The organism is Bartonella sp. AP19HLJMH (assembly GCF_042196245.1).
GTDB lineage: Bacteria > Pseudomonadota > Alphaproteobacteria > Rhizobiales > Rhizobiaceae > Bartonella.
Genome location: NZ_JBHIPX010000001.1, coordinates 1 through 17611 on the forward strand (window position 1 = coordinate 1; position 17611 = coordinate 17611).

The window sequence follows — 17611 nt, forward strand, 5'->3', positions numbered from 1 at the left end:
TCTTCCCATGATCAACGTGACCAATCGTACCAATATTAACATGCGGTTTTGTTCGTTCAAACTTGCTCTTCGCCATTGCTATTAATCTCTTGTTTTATTCCCTATTTTTATTAGCACCTAGGGACAGTTCTGCAAAACTTAAGTCTGACCAGACTGAAAACAGCCCAATCACCACAACTCTTAGACGGAAAACCCCACCAAATCTATAAATGGAATATCCTCCATCATACCTATTTGCCCAATCATCAACAACCATTTGGAGCGGGTAGCGGGAATCGAACCCGCATATTCAGCTTGGAAGGCTGCTGCTCTACCATTGAGCTATACCCGCATGACCCACGTACTAACTCTCCTTCGATGAATGGTGGAGGGGGTTGGATTCGAACCAACGTAGCATACGCAACGGATTTACAGTCCGCCCCCTTTAACCACTCGGGCACCCCTCCATTACACCGATAAAGTCGCGCAATGAGACATCACGACAACCATCTTGAATACCCATTCAATTCAATCTGATTGCGAAGTGGTTATGACGATTACTATTGTATCTGTCAACAGAATAAATACAATTCTGTACAAATTTCCTGCTCATAATTTTAAATCATAGATTTTTTCTCTCTATTTTTCTTATTAACACGTTATAAAGAAGCTATGAAAGAAAAAACATCACAAAATTCTCATTATGCTCGTTTGCGTCGCCGATATCGCGATACAAAAGGCTCTCCTTCTCGATCTTTTACACACCCAAAGAAGAAAGCTGCTTCTTTACAGCAAGAGATCATCCATCTTTATGGCATTCATTCTGTTCAGGCTGCTTTAGAAAACCCAAAAAGAATTTTAAAATGTCTTTACGTTACACAAAATGCCTTAAAACGATTAAATATATCCGAATCAGATTATCCTTGCTCTGTTACATTATGCACCCCCAAATATCTTGATTCGCTTGTTGGAAGTGAGGCTGTTCATCAAGGTATTGTTTTGGAAACTCTCCCCCTCAAACCATGCAAACTGTCGGAACTAACCAATACTGATCTGGTCATTGTCATGGATCAAATTACCGATCCACATAATGTTGGCGCTATTATGCGCTCTGCAGTTGCATTGAAAGCTAAAGCACTTATTACAACTTGCCGTCACTCTCCCCACGAAAGCGGTGTTCTTGCGAAAGCGGCATCTGGAGCTCTGGAAATGATTCATTATATTACCGTACGAAACCTTGCTGAAGCTCTTCAAGAACTTCATCAAACAGGTTTTACAAGCTTTGGTCTCGATTCAGAAGGTGACCAACCTCTAGAAACAGCATTAACAGGGAATAAAATTGCTCTTGTTTTAGGAGCAGAAGGTAAAGGTTTGCGTAAAAAAACACGCGAAACCGTTTGCGCTTTAACACGCCTTGACATGCCTGGAAATATTAAATCATTAAATGTTTCAAATGCAGCAACAATAGCTCTTTATGTGGCACATCAATATCTTAGATTCTAGTTTTTAATTTTTTGTGAAACATCAAAAAAACCAACCAACAAAAAACCCGCAAAAAACCCGCCAATATGAGCTTCCCATGCTATTGAGATGCCATTTTCTTCAAACAAAATAGAAGAAATACCTATGATCAAATCAGTCGTCAGCCATACACTCATATAAACAAGAACCCCCTTAGAACACAGAGCTTTTTTGACAGATAATAAAGGTCCTAAAAGTTTTTCGTTCTGCGCATTGACAGCTAGATTACCACTAGGAAAACCATAACGTGCAATAGCACCCATCATTCCAGATACGGCACCTGACGCCCCAATAAGTGATATGGTACTTTCTTGATGAAATGTAAAATAAGTCAAAACAGAAATAACTGCCGTTAACACCCAAAAAATTAAAAAACGTAAAACACCAAAATGCCTTGCTAAAGGAGAGCCGAAAACCAAAAGCCAAACCATATTAAGAGCAACATGTTTAAAACTACTATGCATAAATGAATAACTCACCATGGTATAACAAAATGCTACAGGATCCCTCTTAAACAATGCTGGTATAAATGAAAAAAGCTCAAGGCTTTCAACATAAACCTGATGAGAAAAAAAATACTGAGAAATGCAATAAAGACAAAAACAAAATACTATCAAAACAACTATAATAAATGGAACATTCAATAAGGGTTCTTTAGGTTGTTTTGGCAATCGGGAAACATCATTATGTTGGTGACTAGAAACTTTCATTGTATAAAATCTCGTATTTTTTAGAAAATGGGTTATACTTTATACAAAATAAATATACCATTCCCAGTGATGCAGAATCTTCTCAACGCCTTTTCGAAACCCCTTTTTAAATTTTCAATAGCTCTACATGAAAACACGTGTATTTTATACAAAAGATTTTAAAAAGCATGGATATCAAGAATATGATTTACAAACTTAGTGGTATCCCGCTTACTTAAATGTGAAGTTACCATGCAATATACAAGAACTTACGAATAGACAAACTCACTTATGAGGTGGTGTATAATAAAAATATATAAACATTATTTTCTTACTAGAAATATATTGATTATTGCATTTTTTAACCACGCTATACTTCGATTGATAAACTTTAAAGAATCTTAAATCTCAATTTTTCCATTAATATGGCCTGCATTGCTTCTATGCTTTGAACGAAAAACGACATCTCTATGAGAAAAAATACCAATACAGCGTTCTCTAGATATAATAATTAGTGTTTCATGATAAATTACTTACTTGATAATCTGTTTCCCTCATACATGCAAAAGCGTCAATTCATCTCTTTAACAAATATAAACAAGCCTTTCATTTCAATCTTTAACAGATATAATTCAAGAACTGTCTCTTATGAAACACTTAAAAAATATGTTGATTCTAATGATGCATCTTTGAATTTAAACAGTTCATGACGGAATTTTTTATTCCTTTTTTAGACAGTGTTATTGACACATCCGCCACTTGTAACGCGCAAGAGAATAGTTTGGATTATTCAATATAAAAAAAATTAAATGAGGTAATCATAGGAATTTGCTATTAAGTTGTAAAATGATAAAGGACCATTATAAATCAATGTATTATAAATAGATAACACACTAATTATTGAAGAGGAAGATCTTGAGCATTCTGCTTGCAATCCTTTAACCACACATCATAAATAGGATGCTCAACAGCGTTCAAACCAGGACTATCTGCAAACATCCATCCCGTAAAAATACGCCGTACTTTTTTATCTAATGTTACTTCATTGACTTCAACAAAACCAGTTGTACGCGTGGGTTCATCTTTAGAGCTCGTATAACACGCACGTGGTGTTACCTGTAATGCACCGTACTGATAAATTTTACCAAGAGTAACTTCAAAACGTGTTGTCCGTCCCGTGATTTTGTCAAGACCTGCAAAAACAGCAATTCCATTGCTAATACGCTCAGCCCGCACCCCATTATTTAAGGATAAAAACACTAAAATTCCCATTAAAAAAATATATATAAAATGCCTCACCCCTAACAATAAAAAAAATCTCATCATATCAAAATCAATCGCACCTTAAAAAATAATTCTTTTCATAACATAGAGTCAAATAAGACAAAAATACACACGCACATTAAAACATGTTATTTTTTAGGTGACCACGCATCATAATCTTCATGCACACAAGAACGCTCTCCATTGGAGGTGATAGCTCCCTTTGGTCGATAGCCCTCACTTGTTCCTGTCATATTTGCAACATGAGGCTTTTCCCATTCATAAGGATGATAATCCTCTTGTGTTGGTGGACACTCACAGCGATGATGAATCCAGCCATGCCAACCTGGTGGAATAGTAGAGGCCTCAGAATAGTCTTTATAGATAACCCAACGGTGCGGATAACCATCCTTATGAAATCCTCCTTCATAATATATATTTCCAAACTGATCTTCCCCTATCCGCTTACCTTTGCGCCATGTGAAAAAACGCGTACCAATGGTATTACCATTCCACCATGTGAAGATTTGCTTAAAAAAACGAGCCATCTGCTATTCCATTCATTTAGTGCGCTCATGAAATTAATCGTTGGAATAAAATTATTAACGATTGAAATTATCGAAAAAGTTACTAGTAAATTCAACTACAATTCCAATTGATAGGTTAACGTGCTATCCTTTAATTTCAAGAAGATATCATATGTATGGCTTCTTCTCCACCCCATAAAATTTAATCTATGCCAAGTTTCATCTTAACCAATTCATTAACAGCTTGGGGATTTGCCTTACCACCTGTTACTTTCATTACCTGTCCAACAAACCAACCAGCTAAAGCAGGTTTGTGCTTTGCTTGCGCAACTTTATCAGAATTATTGGCAACGATCTCATCAACAGCTCTTTCAATAGCCTTTGTATCCGTTACCTGCTTCATATTTCGTTCTTCTACAATTTGGCGTGCATCTCCCCCCTCATTCCAAATAATCTCAAAAAGATCTTTGGCAATTTTTCCAGAAATAACTCCTTCTTTTATAAGATCAATAATGCTTCCCAATTGATTTGGCGATACTGGTGACTCTTCAATCTCACGATTATCTTTATTTAAAGCCCCTAAAAGGTCGTTAATCACCCAATTGGCAACTATTTTTCCATCACGCCCACGCGCTACCTCTTCAAAATAATCAGCAATAGCCTTTTCTGTCACAAGAATGGAAGCATCATACACTGTCAATCCCATTTCCTTAATAAAACGTGCTTTTATAGCGTCAGGCAATTCCGGTAAGTCTGCTGCCAAAGCATCCACAAATGCTTGATCAAATTCTAATGGTAAAAGATCAGGGTCAGGAAAATAACGATAGTCATGCGCTTCTTCCTTTGAGCGCATAGAACGCGTTTCACCTTTAGCGGCATCAAAAAGCCGAGTCTCTTGATCTATGACGCCTCCATCTTCTAAAATTGCGATCTGACGACGCGCTTCATATTCAATTGCTTGACCAATAAAGCGAATAGAATTAACATTTTTAATTTCACAGCGCGTTCCAAAATCTTCACCAGGACGACGAACAGATACATTGACATCTGCACGCATAGAACCTTCATCCATATTGCCATCGCAAGTGCCCAAATAACGAACAATCGTACGCAATTTTGTCATATAGGCTTTGGCTTCATCTGATGAGCGCATATCAGGCTTGGAAACAATTTCCATAAGAGCAACACCAGAACGATTAAGATCTACAAAAGACATCGTTGGATGTTGATCGTGCATCGATTTTCCAGCATCCTGTTCAAGATGCAACCTCTCAATTCCCACTTCAATATCCTCAAATTGGCCATTCGAATCTGGACCAACAGATATAATAATCTTTCCCTCTCCTACAATGGGATAGCGAAATTGAGAAATCTGATACCCCTGCGGTAAATCTGGATAAAAATAGTTTTTGCGATCAAAAACAGATTTTAAATTAATATGCGCCTTTAATCCTAACCCCGTTCGAACCGCTTGACGAACACATTCTTGATTAAGAACAGGCAACATACCTGGCATGGCTGCATCAATAAGTGATACATGATTGTTCGGCTCTGCACCAAATTTGGTTGATGCTCCTGAAAAAAGTTTCGAATTTGATATGATTTGCGCATGAACTTCCATGCCAATGATGACTTCCCAATCACCTGTAACTCCAGAAATAAAACGCTTAGAATCAGGAGTACGCGTATCAATGATGCTCATTGCCAATCCACTACCAATATTTTAAAATTCACTCATGGCTTATCTAAAACCATTCTCTCAGTGCAATCCTAGGATATAAATCTTACAACACAAGCCCGATTTTATCGGGCTTGTGTTGTTTGCATAAATATTAAGCTTTTTTAGGAGCCTTTTTCTTAGCTGGTTTTTTCTCTGTAGACTTTTCTTTCACTTCAGACTTTTTCTTTGCCTGCTTTTCTTCAGGGACATCTGATTCGTCATATTCTTTCATCAACTCTTCAACCGTCACTTCTTTATCTGTGACTTTTATCTGTGCTAATAAATGATCAATGACCTTTTCTTCAAAAATCGGAGCACGTAGATTTTCAACAGCTTCCGGAGTCTTACGGAAAAAATCCATAATCTCTTTCTCTTGTCCAGGATATTGGCGAACCTGATCAAAAACTGCTGCTTTTAGCTCATCCTCACTAACTTTAACACCAACCTTCATTCCAATTTCAGAAAGCACCAAACCAAGACGAACACGACGCTGCGCAAGGACACGATATTCCTCCCGTGCCTTTTCTTCTGTAATACCTTCATCTTCAAAACTGCGCCCAGCCTTTTTCAAATCATCATTAACCTGAGCCCATATATTGTTAAACTCAACCTCTAAAAGTTCTTCAGGAATCTCAAAATTATAATCAGCATCTAAAGCATCAAGAATTTGACGCTTAACTTTTTGACGTGTCACTGAACCATATTGGCTTTCAATCTGCCCACGAACGACCTCACGTAAGCGATCTAGAGACTCTAAACCAACTTTTTGCGCTGCTTCATCATCAATTTTTAATTCATCTGGTTTAAAGACAGCTTTGACAGTAATGGCAAATTCCGCTTCCCGTCCCGCCAAATGTGCCGCACTGTAATTATCAGGAAATTTAACAAAAATCGTTTTTACATCCCCAGCTTTCACACCAACCAATTGCTCTTCAAAACCAGGAATAAATTGTTTTGACCCAAGAATCAGTTGTGCATCACTATCTGTCCCACCTTCAAATGGAACGCCTTCAAGCTTACCTTGATAATCTATGGTAATGCGATCACCTTCTTCAGAATTCCCCTCTTTTAGGGAATAATTACGCGTAGAAGAAAGGACGCGATTGACTTGATCATCAATATCCTGTTCAGGAATAGTTGCAATTTCACGAATAACCTTAATATGTTCAAAATCTTTAATGTCAATTTTTGGTAAAACTTCATACTTTAAACTAAAAGTAAAATCAGCTTTGCCATCTAGAATTTTTTCATCTTCATCTATATCAATTTTTGGCTGCATCGCTGCACGTTCATTGCGGTCTGCTAAAATAGAACGGGGTGCATCACTGAGTATCTCATTGAGAATCTCCGCCATAAAGGATTTACCATACATTTTTCGCAAATGCCCACTAGGCACTTTACCGGGACGAAAACCATTAAGCTTGATTTTTCCCTTGGTATCATCCAATCGTTCATTCAACTTTTCTTCTAAATCTTTCGCTGGAACCACGATCTTAATTTCGCGCTTCAGTCCTTCATTAAGCGTCTCGGTAACCTGCATTAAACACCTTCATTTTTCTAAGGAGAGGGATCAACCCACTCTAATAATCATTACATTCTAACACTTCGAGTGTTACATTTACCATGAAGCGGAATTTCAGACACGTAGAAATCCGTAGCACCTAAGGGATTGCTTTGGTGCGGATGGAGGGACTCGAACCCCCACGGTCTCCCGCCAGAACCTAAATCTGGTGCGTCTACCAATTTCGCCACATCCGCTCAAACTTACAAGCTAATAACCTTATACAAGCGGCGTTTCTATACCATTAATTACAGAAAAAAAGCAAACAAATATATTAAAAAAAACAAAATCTATGCTTTTCATACATAACTGCTTACGCTAAAAGTCAATTATGTTAAAGACATTTGATATCCCAATTCATATCATCGGTGGCGGTCTTGCGGGGTGTGAAGCAAGCTGGCAAATCGCTCAGTCAGGAATTTCTGTTGTTTTGCATGAAATGCGACCCGAAAAAAAATCAGATGCCCATAAAACCGATAAATTGGCAGAACTGGTTTGTTCAAATTCGTTTCGTTGCGATGATTCATTAACAAATGCCGTAGGACTTTTACATGCTGAAATGCGATTAGCAAAATCGTTAATTATGAAAGCTGCTGATGCCAACAAAGTTCCCGCAGGTAGTGCTCTTGCTGTTGACCGTGATGGATTTTCAAAAACCGTTACGACAGCACTTGAAAACCACCCTCTTATAACAATCAAACGTGAAGAAGTTCAAGAAATTCCTAAAGCTTGGAAACATGTTGTCATTGCAACAGGCCCCCTTACATCGCCTGCACTTGCTCAAAAATTACAAGCAATAACCGGTATAAAAGCTCTTTCTTTTTTTGATGCAATTGCACCTATTATCCATACCGACAGTATTGATATCAACATTTGTTGGTATCAGTCTCGCTATGATAAAATTGGTCCTGAGGGAACAGGAAAAGATTATCTTAATTGTCCCCTCAACAAAGAACAATATGAAACATTCGTTGAAGCGTTAAAAAATGCTGAAAAAACAGAGTTTCGTGACTTTGAAAAAACGCCCTATTTTGATGGATGCCTCCCCATTGAAATTATGGCTGAGCGCGGACTTGAAACGTTAAGACATGGTCCTATGAAACCTATGGGCTTAACTAATGCCCATAACCCTACAGTTAAACCCTATGCTGTCGTTCAATTACGCCAAGATAATAAACTTGGAACGCTTTATAATATGGTCGGCTTTCAGACAAAATTGAAATATGGTGAACAAATTCGCATTTTTAGAATGATTCCCGGTCTTGAAAAAGCAGAGTTTGCGCGTCTTGGTGGTCTTCACCGCAATACCTACCTCAACTCGCCAATTATTCTTGATCAAACCCTTCGTTTAAAACAAAAAAAACAACTACGCTTTGCAGGGCAAATTACCGGATGTGAAGGTTATGTAGAATCAGCGGCAATAGGGCTTCTTGCTGGACGTTTTGCTGCTGCCGAATATCATCATATTTCCCCTTGCCTACCCCCACAAACTACAGCATTCGGAGCCCTTTTGAATCATATTACAGGGGGACACATCATAGATGAAAAAGCAGAAACACAATCTTTTCAGCCAATGAATATCAATTTCGGACTCTTTCCGCCTATTGCTTCTATTAAACATTCAGGAAAACGCTTACCAAGTAAAGAAAAAAAATTAGTAAAAAAACAAGCCATAACAGCGAGAGCTCTCAATGATTGTACTCAGTGGTTAGCAAATAAAGAATCAAAGAGCTCCTGTTTATAAAAAACACACGATTCGCCTCTCTCCTACTGAATAGATCTTTATAACTCTCGTGAAAAAATCATTCTAAAGCCTTTTAAAGACTGTCTCCCCCAATCAATAAATACTACCCTACGTTTCATCATTTATTCAATTATGTAGATGCTGTAAAATAACTTTTGGCTATAAAAAAACTTTACCGCTATCAATAATTTAATATGATTTAATGACTAAAAACAAAATAATTATATAAACATATTATGAATAATCAAAATAAATAAATGGAGATACACAAGTAATACTGTACTATCTTTATTAATATTTTTTATATTACGTAATGTATATTATTTTATAAGAGTAATTTTTCTGTTTTTTAACTTCCTCCCTCAAAATTTGTGATGTTCTCTCATTTTAACTCTTGTATGATGAAGGAAAAATACTCGCTTGCATATCACAAGTGAAACAAAGATATGGAAAAAATATTTGTAGGATAGAGCTGGAGCTATCTCTCCCCTCTCAAATGCCAAGAAAAATCCCAATATTAAAAACCAAATCTGAATATCAAAAGATTTTTTTATTTCAGGATCTTATAATAAATCAATAAAATTATCCTCTTGGTGCGTCACAAGAAAGGTTGGCGTATAAGAGTAAAAGAATAAAACTATCCCTTATGCACTCGTCTCAGATATCTGGGGCTAGTCGCAACATTATAGGAACTGAGAAAATAGATAGCACGGTGGCACCAACATGCACTTTTATTAAGCGTAAATGGTGATATATAATAACTTTTATGGACTTTACAGAGTTTTCCGCTTCATATTATTTACGGATCTTGTTTTGAAATAAATACCGTAACACTTCAGCGTAATAAAAGTTAATATTACATTTTATAAGCCATACCCGCGCTCAATTAATACAGTACAATATTTCATTGAAAAGACTAAAAACAATATATTTCAGCAATACATGAAAATAAAAAATATCGCAAGGATCTCAAAGTTTTATGTGAAAAACAAGCATAACACATGTGTTAAAAAAACCCGCTTATAAATAAATCGGGTTTTTTTAATGTAGCTTAAATTATTTTTTATTAACTGCTTCTTTAAGGCTTTTTCCTGCAGAAAATTTGGGTACAGAACGTGCTGGAATATCGATTTCAGCACCAGTTGAAGGATTACGCCCCTTTGTTGCAGCACGATGAGAAACTTCAAAAGTGCCAAAACCTGGAAGACGAACATCTCCCCCTGAAGCCAAAGCTTCTGTTACAGAAGCCATAAAAGCATCAACAACAGCACCAGCTTGCGCTTTCGAAACACCTGCCTTTTCAGCAACGGAGCTAACGAATTCACTTTTATTCATAAAATATTTCCTTTCCCTATATTACCTGAACATGACTTAATCATGTTATTGGTCAGTTTATTGAAAAGTACAGCAAACAGAAGTCTTATTTTTATCCAAAACATTGTTTTTTTAGCAATAATCACAGTTATTCACGGAATTTTTCACTTTTTCCAACAAAAAACAGAATAATAACCTCAACAACACCTTCTACCACCTAAAAAATGCCGTTATAAATGAGATAAGTGAATCAGTGCGCAATCTGTATCCCTTCACTATCACTGCTCTCTGACCGGATTGGCACAGCCCCTGTAGAGGGTTCTTTCCATTCAATAGTGTCTGGAAAACGAACCAAAGCGTGTTTCAAAACTTCACTCACATGATTTACCGGAATAATTTCCATATTATTTTTGACATCATCAGGAATATCAACCAAATCTTTTGCATTTTCTTCAGGAATAAGTACTTTTTTTATCCCTCCTCGAAGAGCTGCTAAGAGTTTTTCTTTTAATCCACCAATGGGTAAAACGCGTCCACGTAAAGTAATTTCACCAGTCATTGCAATATCTTTATGCACAGCTACTCCTGTAAGGACCGAAACAATTGCTGTCACCATTGCAATCCCAGCCGATGGGCCATCTTTTGGTGTCGCACCCTCTGGAACATGAACATGGATATCGCGTTTTTCAAAAAGTGGAGGTTCAATACCAAAATCAACAGCACGAGAACGTACATAAGATGCTGCCGCTGAAATGGACTCTTTCATAATATCACGTAAATTTCCAGTTACAGTCATCTTCCCTTTGCCGGGCATCATAACTCCTTCAATAGTCAATAACTCTCCACCGACTTCTGTCCACGCAAGACCTGTTACAACACCAACTTGATTTTCTCCTTCAATCTGATTGTAATGATAACGTTTAACACCCAAGAAATCATGAATATTACTTTCTGTAACTTTTACAGATTTTTGATGTGTTTTGAGAATTTTTGTAACGGATTTGCGGGAAATTTTCATGAGTTCACGTTCAAGGTTACGAACGCCTGCCTCACGTGTATAAAACTGAATAATTGACCTTAGTGCTCCATCAGAAATACTGAGTTCTTTTTTAGACAAACAGTGATCTTTTAGTGCCTTTGGTAAAAGATGCTGTTTAACAATTTCCATTTTCTCACATTCAGTATAACCAGCGATACGAATAATTTCCATACGATCCATTAACGGACCTGGAATATTAAGCGTATTGGCAGTTGTGATAAACATGACATCAGAAAGATCATATTCAACTTCCAAATAGTGATCAATGAATGTACCATTTTGTTCAGGATCAAGAACTTCTAATAAAGCGGATGAAGGATCACCACGAAAATCTTGGCCCATTTTATCAATTTCATCAAGCAAGAAAAGCGGATTAGATTTTTTTGCTTTTTTCATAGACTGGATAATTTTCCCAGGCATCGAGCCAATATATGTTCGGCGATGTCCACGAATTTCTGCTTCATCTCGGACACCTCCCAATGAGATACGAACATACTCACGTCCCGTTGCCTTTGCAATAGAGCGCGCTAATGATGTTTTCCCTACACCTGGAGGACCTAACAAACAAATAATGGGACCTTTTATCTTTGACGCGCGACTTTGTACGGCCAAATATTCAATAATTCGCTCCTTAACTTTTTCAAGACCAAAATGTTCATTATTCATGACCTTTTCAGCAAAATCTAAATTGTTTTTAATCTTAGATTTTTTACCCCAAGGCATTGCTAATAACCAATCAAGATAGTTACGTACAACTGTCGCTTCTGCAGACATCGGAGACATATTCCGTAATTTTCTCAATTCTGCTCCAGCTTTTTCCTGCGCTTCCTTGGATAGTTTTGTATTTTTGATACGTTCTTCTAATTCAGAGAGTTCATCTCGGCTATCATCACCTGCTCCTAACTCTTTTTGAATAGCCTTCATCTGCTCATTGAGATAATATTCTCGTTGGTTTTTTTCCATTTGCCGTTTAACATGCGAACGAATACGTTTTTCAACCTGCAAAACAGAAATTTCTCCTTCCATGAAGGACAAAACACGTTCAAGACGGGCCCGCACAGGTAAGAGCTCTAATATTTCCTGTTTTTCTGCCAGTTTAATCATCAAATGAGAAGCAATCGTATCGGCAAGCTTAGAAGGATTATCAAGCTGGCCAATCGCATTCACAACTTCAGGAGAGATTTTTTTATTAAGCTTTACATAGTTTTCAAAATAAGTAATCACTGACCTTGAAAGAGCTTCAATCTCAACATCACTCTCTCTAGGTTCTTCTGTAACAGTTGCAAAAGCCTGATGATAACCTTCACTTAAAGCAAATTGACTAATTTTTGCACGTGCAGTTCCTTCAACCAAAACCTTTACAGTACCATCAGGAAGCTTTAAAAGTTGAAGAATATTAGCAAATGTACCAATATGATAAATATCCTCTGATTTTGGATCGTCATCAGAAGCATTTTTTTGTGTCACCAATAGTATTTGCTTATCAACCGCCATCGTTTCTTCAAGAGCACGAATTGATTTTTCGCGGCCCACAAAAAGTGGAACAATCATATGGGGGAAGACAACAATATCACGAAGAGGTAAAACAGCATAAACCCCATCTCTTACTTCATCTGTCTTTTCATCAATATATTGCATAACTCTCCTTTCTGGAGCCTATGAGCTATCTACAACAATTAGCCCACCTTTAGAAAATCTCAGCTCTTCACTGTACATGAAGTGGTAATTACTCATACATAAATCAAGCATTATAATGATATTATTAGAAACACCTATCAAATACCGTTCACTACCACCTTTTATATTGTGCATCGCACAATGTCATGCTGATACATTTTCTTTATCTTCTGCACGTTCTGAGTAAATATAAAGAGGACGCGCTTTACCATCAACGACATCACTCGAAATAACCACTTTTTGAACGCCTTCAAGAGCCGGTAGCTCAAACATCGTCTCAAGAAGGATCTTCTCCATAATAGAACGTAAACCACGAGCACCAGTTTTACGTTCAATTGCTTTCTTTGCAATAACACGTAAAGCATCTTCATGAAATGCTAACTCAACATTCTCCATTTCAAAAAGACGCTGATATTGCTTTACTAACGCATTTTTAGGTTGGGATAAAATTTGCATGAGGGCGTTAACATCTAAATCCTCTAAGGTAGCGACTATAGGAAGCCGCCCAATAAATTCTGGTATTAAACCAAATTTAATAAGATCTTCAGGCTCTAAATCACGAAAAATTTCACCGACACAACGCTCATCTGGAGCCTTAACAGTCGCAGAAAAACCAATAGAAGTTTTTTCACCACGCCCTGAAATAATCCGTTCTAAACCTGCAAAAGCTCCCCCACAAATGAATAAGATGTTTGTGGTGTCAACCTGAAGAAACTCTTGTTGCGGATGCTTACGTCCACCTTGAGGAGGAACAGAAGCAATCGTTCCTTCCATAATTTTTAATAATGCTTGCTGAACTCCTTCCCCCGAAACATCTCTTGTAATAGAAGGATTGTCTGCTTTACGAGAAATCTTATCAACCTCATCAATATAAACAATACCACGCTGCGCACGTTCAACATTATAATCTGCTGCTTGAAGAAGCTTCAAAATAATATTTTCAACATCTTCTCCCACATAACCCGCTTCAGTCAAAGTGGTCGCATCCGCCATCGTAAAAGGCACATCAATAATACGTGCTAATGTTTGTGCAAGATAAGTTTTACCACAACCCGTTGGACCAACAAGAAGAATATTTGATTTAGCCAACTCAATATCATTGCTTTTAGACTGATGCGCCAACCGTTTATAATGATTATGAACAGCAACAGAAAGAACACGCTTTGCATGCTGCTGACCAATAACATAGTCATCAAGAACTGTTATAATTTCCTGTGGCGTAGGAACACCATCACGCACCTTAACCCCAGAAGACTTATTTTCTTCCCGAATAATATCCATGCAAAGCTCTACACATTCATCACAGATAAATACAGTAGGCCCCGCAATGAGCTTACGCACCTCATGCTGACTCTTGCCGCAGAACGAGCAATAGAGAGTATTTTTTGATTCGTTCCCGCTATTGCTAATTTTGCTCATTTTTCTTTCCTTTCACCACAATATATGAACACTTTGCCTTTTCAAAGGAAGCCTTTCATCATGAAAACTAAAAGACATATAGAAAACCATGCATGTCTCAATACTTTTAGGTGTTTCTCTTATTTTGCGATATTTTTTATAAAACTCTTGATTTAAAGTAGCTGTTTTTTCTATAAAAATTCTTAATCTTTTTCTTCTTTTTCAGTTTCTGCACGGTATTGTATAACATCATCAACTAAGCCAAACGCTTTGGCTTCTTCTGCTGTCATAAAATGATCGCGATCGAGAGTTCTCTCTATAACCTCATAATCTTGACTCGTATGTTGAACATAAATTTCATTTAAACGCCGTTTCATCTTTATAATATCTTGCGCATGTCGCTCAATATCTGAAGCTTGACCTTGAAAACCACCAGATGGTTGATGCACCATAATACGTGCGTTTGGCAATGTAAAACGATGACCTTTTGCTCCAGCCGTTAATAATAAAGACCCCATAGATGCCGCTTGCCCCATGCAAAGCGTAGAAACAGGAGGGCGAATAAACTGCATAGTATCATAAATAGCCATACCAGATGTTACGACACCACCTGGAGAATTAATATAAAGACTAATTTCTTTTTTAGGATTTTCCGCTTCCAAAAAAAGCAATTGTGCACAAACAAGCATTGCCATACCATCTTCAACAGGTCCATTAATAAAAATAATCCGTTCCTTTAAAAGACGGGAAAAAATATCATAGGCCCGTTCACCACGATTTGTTTGTTCAATAACCATAGGAACAAGGCTTAATGCTGTTTTCATTGGATCACTCATATTTTTACTTTCCGTTCATATAACAACCGCTCTTTACACATTCAATGTTTTTGTCCATATGTTAACATTACTCTCTTGTGCAAGCTACAATCAAGAGATTGTATAAGATAGATTAAAATCTCAATAGTTAAAATAGCAATAATAACTCTACCTAAACAAATGATGAACATCCGGAATGCGAGATACCGCCCAATGGTAAAAACTTCCTTCCTGAGGTCTTTTCGTAGTCTTTGTCTTTCTGTGAATATGAAAACCTATCAAGCGTGAATCTGTAAGCGGCTTTACGCCAAAAGCTGGTTCAAAAATACGTTCAGTTTTTCGCCCAGTCCAATAATAAAAAGTTTCCTTTTCCTTTGCTTCATGAAAAAAACCATATCGTTTTGCTAATCGTGAAATACCATCATTGCCAAATATTGTAACGCCAAGATTTCCCAGTAAAATCGGCATTTTTTTCCTCTTTAACCAGAACGGTCTCCAAACACGACGCTTAAACCCAAGCCAATGAGGAATAATTTCTGTGCCAGCCCAATAATCCTCAAATATTTTTATAATAGGGTTATTGGGCGGAAAATAAAGTGCAGAAACGCCTACTCTTGTATTATTTTCTCTTGCCAACCAAACCTTATCCGCATCTGGATGAAATTGTTTAACAAGGTAAACATCTGTATCTAACCAAACACCTTGTTGATATTTCATCAGCATAACACGAAAAAAATCCGAGAACTGAACAATTGTACACCCTAATTTATCATCAGAAAAATCGGGATCAAGGCGATAAATTGCTGAGCGTGGTAAAATTGATTCGGCTTCATGCAGCTCAACACCAGCAGGGAGATTATCTATTTTTTATCATAACTAAAAAGCTTAACGCGCTGTCCAGTTTTAACCATTGAAGACAAACAAAGCCTATCCACCAATCTTAATTGTCCACTATACCAAAAAGTACAAATATCCATAGATAATATATCAAAAATATTCTAAACTTACGCGAAAGAGTTGTTCAACATCACGAACCCTATCAGCAAGAGCAAAAATCACTATTCTATCACCAGACAAAATACGCGTATCTGCCGAAAGCTGTATTATTGTCTTATTGCGATAAATTGCACCAATTCTCAAACCATCTGATAAATTGAGCTCTGATAATGACTTACCAACCAATGAAGATGTTTGCATCACTTCAGCTTCAATAATTTCTGCTCGGCCATTAAAAACTGAATGAACAGAACGAATACGCCCACGGCGCATTTGTTGCAAAATTCTCGATATTGTAACGCTATGGGGATTAAGATATGCATCCACACCAACAGCACGACTAAATTCTTGATAGGCAACATTATTAATCAATACCATATTGGCTTTGCAGCCCAATCTTTTAGCAATAATAGCGCTTAAGAGATTAACCTGATCTTGATTGGTCAATGTAATCATTAAATCGGACTGATCAATTCCCGCATCTTGAAGAATCACTGGATCTAACACGTTACCGTATAAAACTGTTGTTTTTTCAAGCTGATCAGCAATTGTGAGGGCTCTTTCTCTATGCGCTTCTATAATCTTCAATTTTAATTTATGAAAACGCTTTTCAATAGCCTGTGCAACATAAAGGCCAATGTGACCACCCCCTGCAATAATCATGCGGTGGGCATCTTGTTCTTTATGACCAAAAAGCCCAACAGCACGACGCATCTGTTCACGAGAAACAACAAGATAGGTTATATCACCAACGCGTAGTTGCGTTTCTGAATGTGCAACCAATAATTCCGCGCCACGTTTAATAGCAGTAACCGTCGTATGAAGATCTGGAAAAAGCTCTGTTAATTGACGCAAAGGTGTATTAATAACGGGACAATCTTCCATGCATTCCAAAGCTAGTGCCACAATATCATCATTACAAAAATAAAGAACATCTATTGCACCAGGTAAAGCAATACGGCGCAAAACCATTTCCCCAACTTCAACTTCTGGCGAAATAACCACATCAATGGGAATATTCTCTCTGGAAAAAAGCGTCTTATAACGTGGTTCTAAATAAGATTGTGAGCGAATACGAGCAATTTTTGTGGGCACATTAAATAATGAATGTGCTACTTGGCAAGCTACCATATTAACTTCATCAAACAAAGTGACAGCAATCAACATATCAGCTTTGTCTGCATCTGCAGCCAAAAGAACTTCAGGCCGTGAACCGTGACCAACAAAACCTCTCACATCCAATGTATCGCGAATCTTTTCAATTAATCTCGTTTCAATATCAATAACAGTAACATCGTGATTTTCAGCAGCAAGACGCTCTGCTATCCCATAACCAACCTGTCCTGCTCCACAAATAATAATACGCAT

General features: G+C 37.3%; 12 protein-coding genes, 3 tRNA genes and 2 pseudogenes. 2 read left to right on the forward strand and 15 right to left on the reverse strand.

The window, feature by feature from the left end; translation table 11 throughout:
* The 3 genes and pseudogenes from ACFINR_RS00005 to ACFINR_RS00015 form a co-directional block, all read right to left on the reverse strand.
* Positions 1 to 76 (reverse strand): annotated as a pseudogene (locus tag ACFINR_RS00005) (elongation factor Tu); the annotation flags it as partial.
* 181 nt (positions 77 to 257) lie between these two features.
* Positions 258 to 331, reverse strand: a tRNA-Gly gene (locus tag ACFINR_RS00010).
* Between the two features lie 31 nt (positions 332 to 362).
* Positions 363 to 446 (reverse strand) — tRNA-Tyr (locus tag ACFINR_RS00015).
* Positions 447 to 651: 205 nt separating this feature from the next.
* On the opposite strand from ACFINR_RS00015, the gene ACFINR_RS00020 reads away from it, so the two are divergent.
* On the forward strand, positions 652 to 1482 hold the full coding sequence (locus tag ACFINR_RS00020; protein WP_375612889.1) for a TrmH family RNA methyltransferase: 831 nt from the start codon (positions 652 to 654) through the stop codon (positions 1480 to 1482).
* Here ACFINR_RS00020 and ACFINR_RS00025 read toward each other — a convergent pair.
* From ACFINR_RS00025 to ACFINR_RS00050, 6 genes are all read right to left on the reverse strand, one after another.
* Positions 1479 to 2210, reverse strand: coding sequence for a rhomboid family intramembrane serine protease (locus tag ACFINR_RS00025; protein ID WP_375652266.1), 732 nt, complete (start codon positions 2208 to 2210; stop codon positions 1479 to 1481). The genes ACFINR_RS00020 and ACFINR_RS00025 overlap by 4 nt on opposite strands.
* 876 nt (positions 2211 to 3086) lie before the next feature.
* Positions 3087 to 3512 (reverse strand): DUF2155 domain-containing protein, encoded by a 426-nt coding sequence (locus ACFINR_RS00030; RefSeq protein ID WP_375613043.1) that lies wholly within the window; start codon positions 3510 to 3512, stop codon positions 3087 to 3089.
* An 89-nt stretch (positions 3513 to 3601) separates the two neighbouring features.
* Positions 3602 to 4000: an NADH:ubiquinone oxidoreductase subunit NDUFA12 gene (locus ACFINR_RS00035; protein ID WP_375652267.1), complete on the reverse strand. Its 399-nt coding sequence runs from the start codon at positions 3998 to 4000 to the stop codon at positions 3602 to 3604.
* A 181-nt stretch (positions 4001 to 4181) separates the two neighbouring features.
* Positions 4182 to 5681, reverse strand: coding sequence for an Asp-tRNA(Asn)/Glu-tRNA(Gln) amidotransferase subunit GatB (gene gatB / locus ACFINR_RS00040; RefSeq protein ID WP_375628991.1), 1500 nt, complete (start codon positions 5679 to 5681; stop codon positions 4182 to 4184).
* A 130-nt stretch (positions 5682 to 5811) separates the two neighbouring features.
* Positions 5812 to 7239 (reverse strand): trigger factor, encoded by a 1428-nt coding sequence (tig, locus tag ACFINR_RS00045; protein WP_375631789.1) that lies wholly within the window; start codon positions 7237 to 7239, stop codon positions 5812 to 5814.
* Positions 7240 to 7374: 135 nt separating this feature from the next.
* Positions 7375 to 7457: transfer RNA gene (locus ACFINR_RS00050), tRNA-Leu, on the reverse strand.
* A 134-nt stretch (positions 7458 to 7591) separates the two neighbouring features.
* Here ACFINR_RS00050 and trmFO point away from each other — a divergent pair.
* A complete protein-coding gene (gene trmFO / locus ACFINR_RS00055) occupies positions 7592 to 9004 on the forward strand; it encodes a methylenetetrahydrofolate--tRNA-(uracil(54)-C(5))-methyltransferase (FADH(2)-oxidizing) TrmFO (protein ID WP_375612893.1) in 1413 nt (470 codons plus the stop codon).
* A 1056-nt stretch (positions 9005 to 10060) separates the two neighbouring features.
* On the opposite strand, the gene ACFINR_RS00060 is transcribed toward trmFO, so the two are convergent.
* From ACFINR_RS00060 to trkA, 6 genes and pseudogenes are all read right to left on the reverse strand, one after another.
* The gene (locus ACFINR_RS00060) at positions 10061 to 10339 is read right to left on the reverse strand and encodes an HU family DNA-binding protein (RefSeq protein ID WP_375611283.1); all 279 of its coding nucleotides are present in this window, start codon (positions 10337 to 10339) and stop codon (positions 10061 to 10063) included.
* A gap of 229 nt (positions 10340 to 10568) precedes the next feature.
* Entirely contained in the window at positions 10569 to 12995 is a 2427-nt protein-coding gene (gene lon, locus ACFINR_RS00065) for an endopeptidase La (protein WP_375612894.1), read from the reverse strand.
* Positions 12996 to 13178: 183 nt separating this feature from the next.
* Positions 13179 to 14453, reverse strand: a complete 1275-nt coding sequence (clpX, locus tag ACFINR_RS00070; protein WP_273723371.1) for an ATP-dependent Clp protease ATP-binding subunit ClpX — start codon at positions 14451 to 14453, stop codon at positions 13179 to 13181.
* Positions 14454 to 14635: 182 nt separating this feature from the next.
* The gene (gene clpP, locus ACFINR_RS00075; protein ID WP_375611281.1) at positions 14636 to 15268 is read right to left on the reverse strand and encodes an ATP-dependent Clp endopeptidase proteolytic subunit ClpP; all 633 of its coding nucleotides are present in this window, start codon (positions 15266 to 15268) and stop codon (positions 14636 to 14638) included.
* 147 nt (positions 15269 to 15415) lie between these two features.
* A pseudogene (locus ACFINR_RS00080) lies at positions 15416 to 16224 on the reverse strand (hypothetical protein).
* A 10-nt stretch (positions 16225 to 16234) separates the two neighbouring features.
* Positions 16235 to 17611, reverse strand: coding sequence for a Trk system potassium transporter TrkA (gene trkA, locus ACFINR_RS00085; protein WP_375611279.1), 1377 nt, complete (start codon positions 17609 to 17611; stop codon positions 16235 to 16237).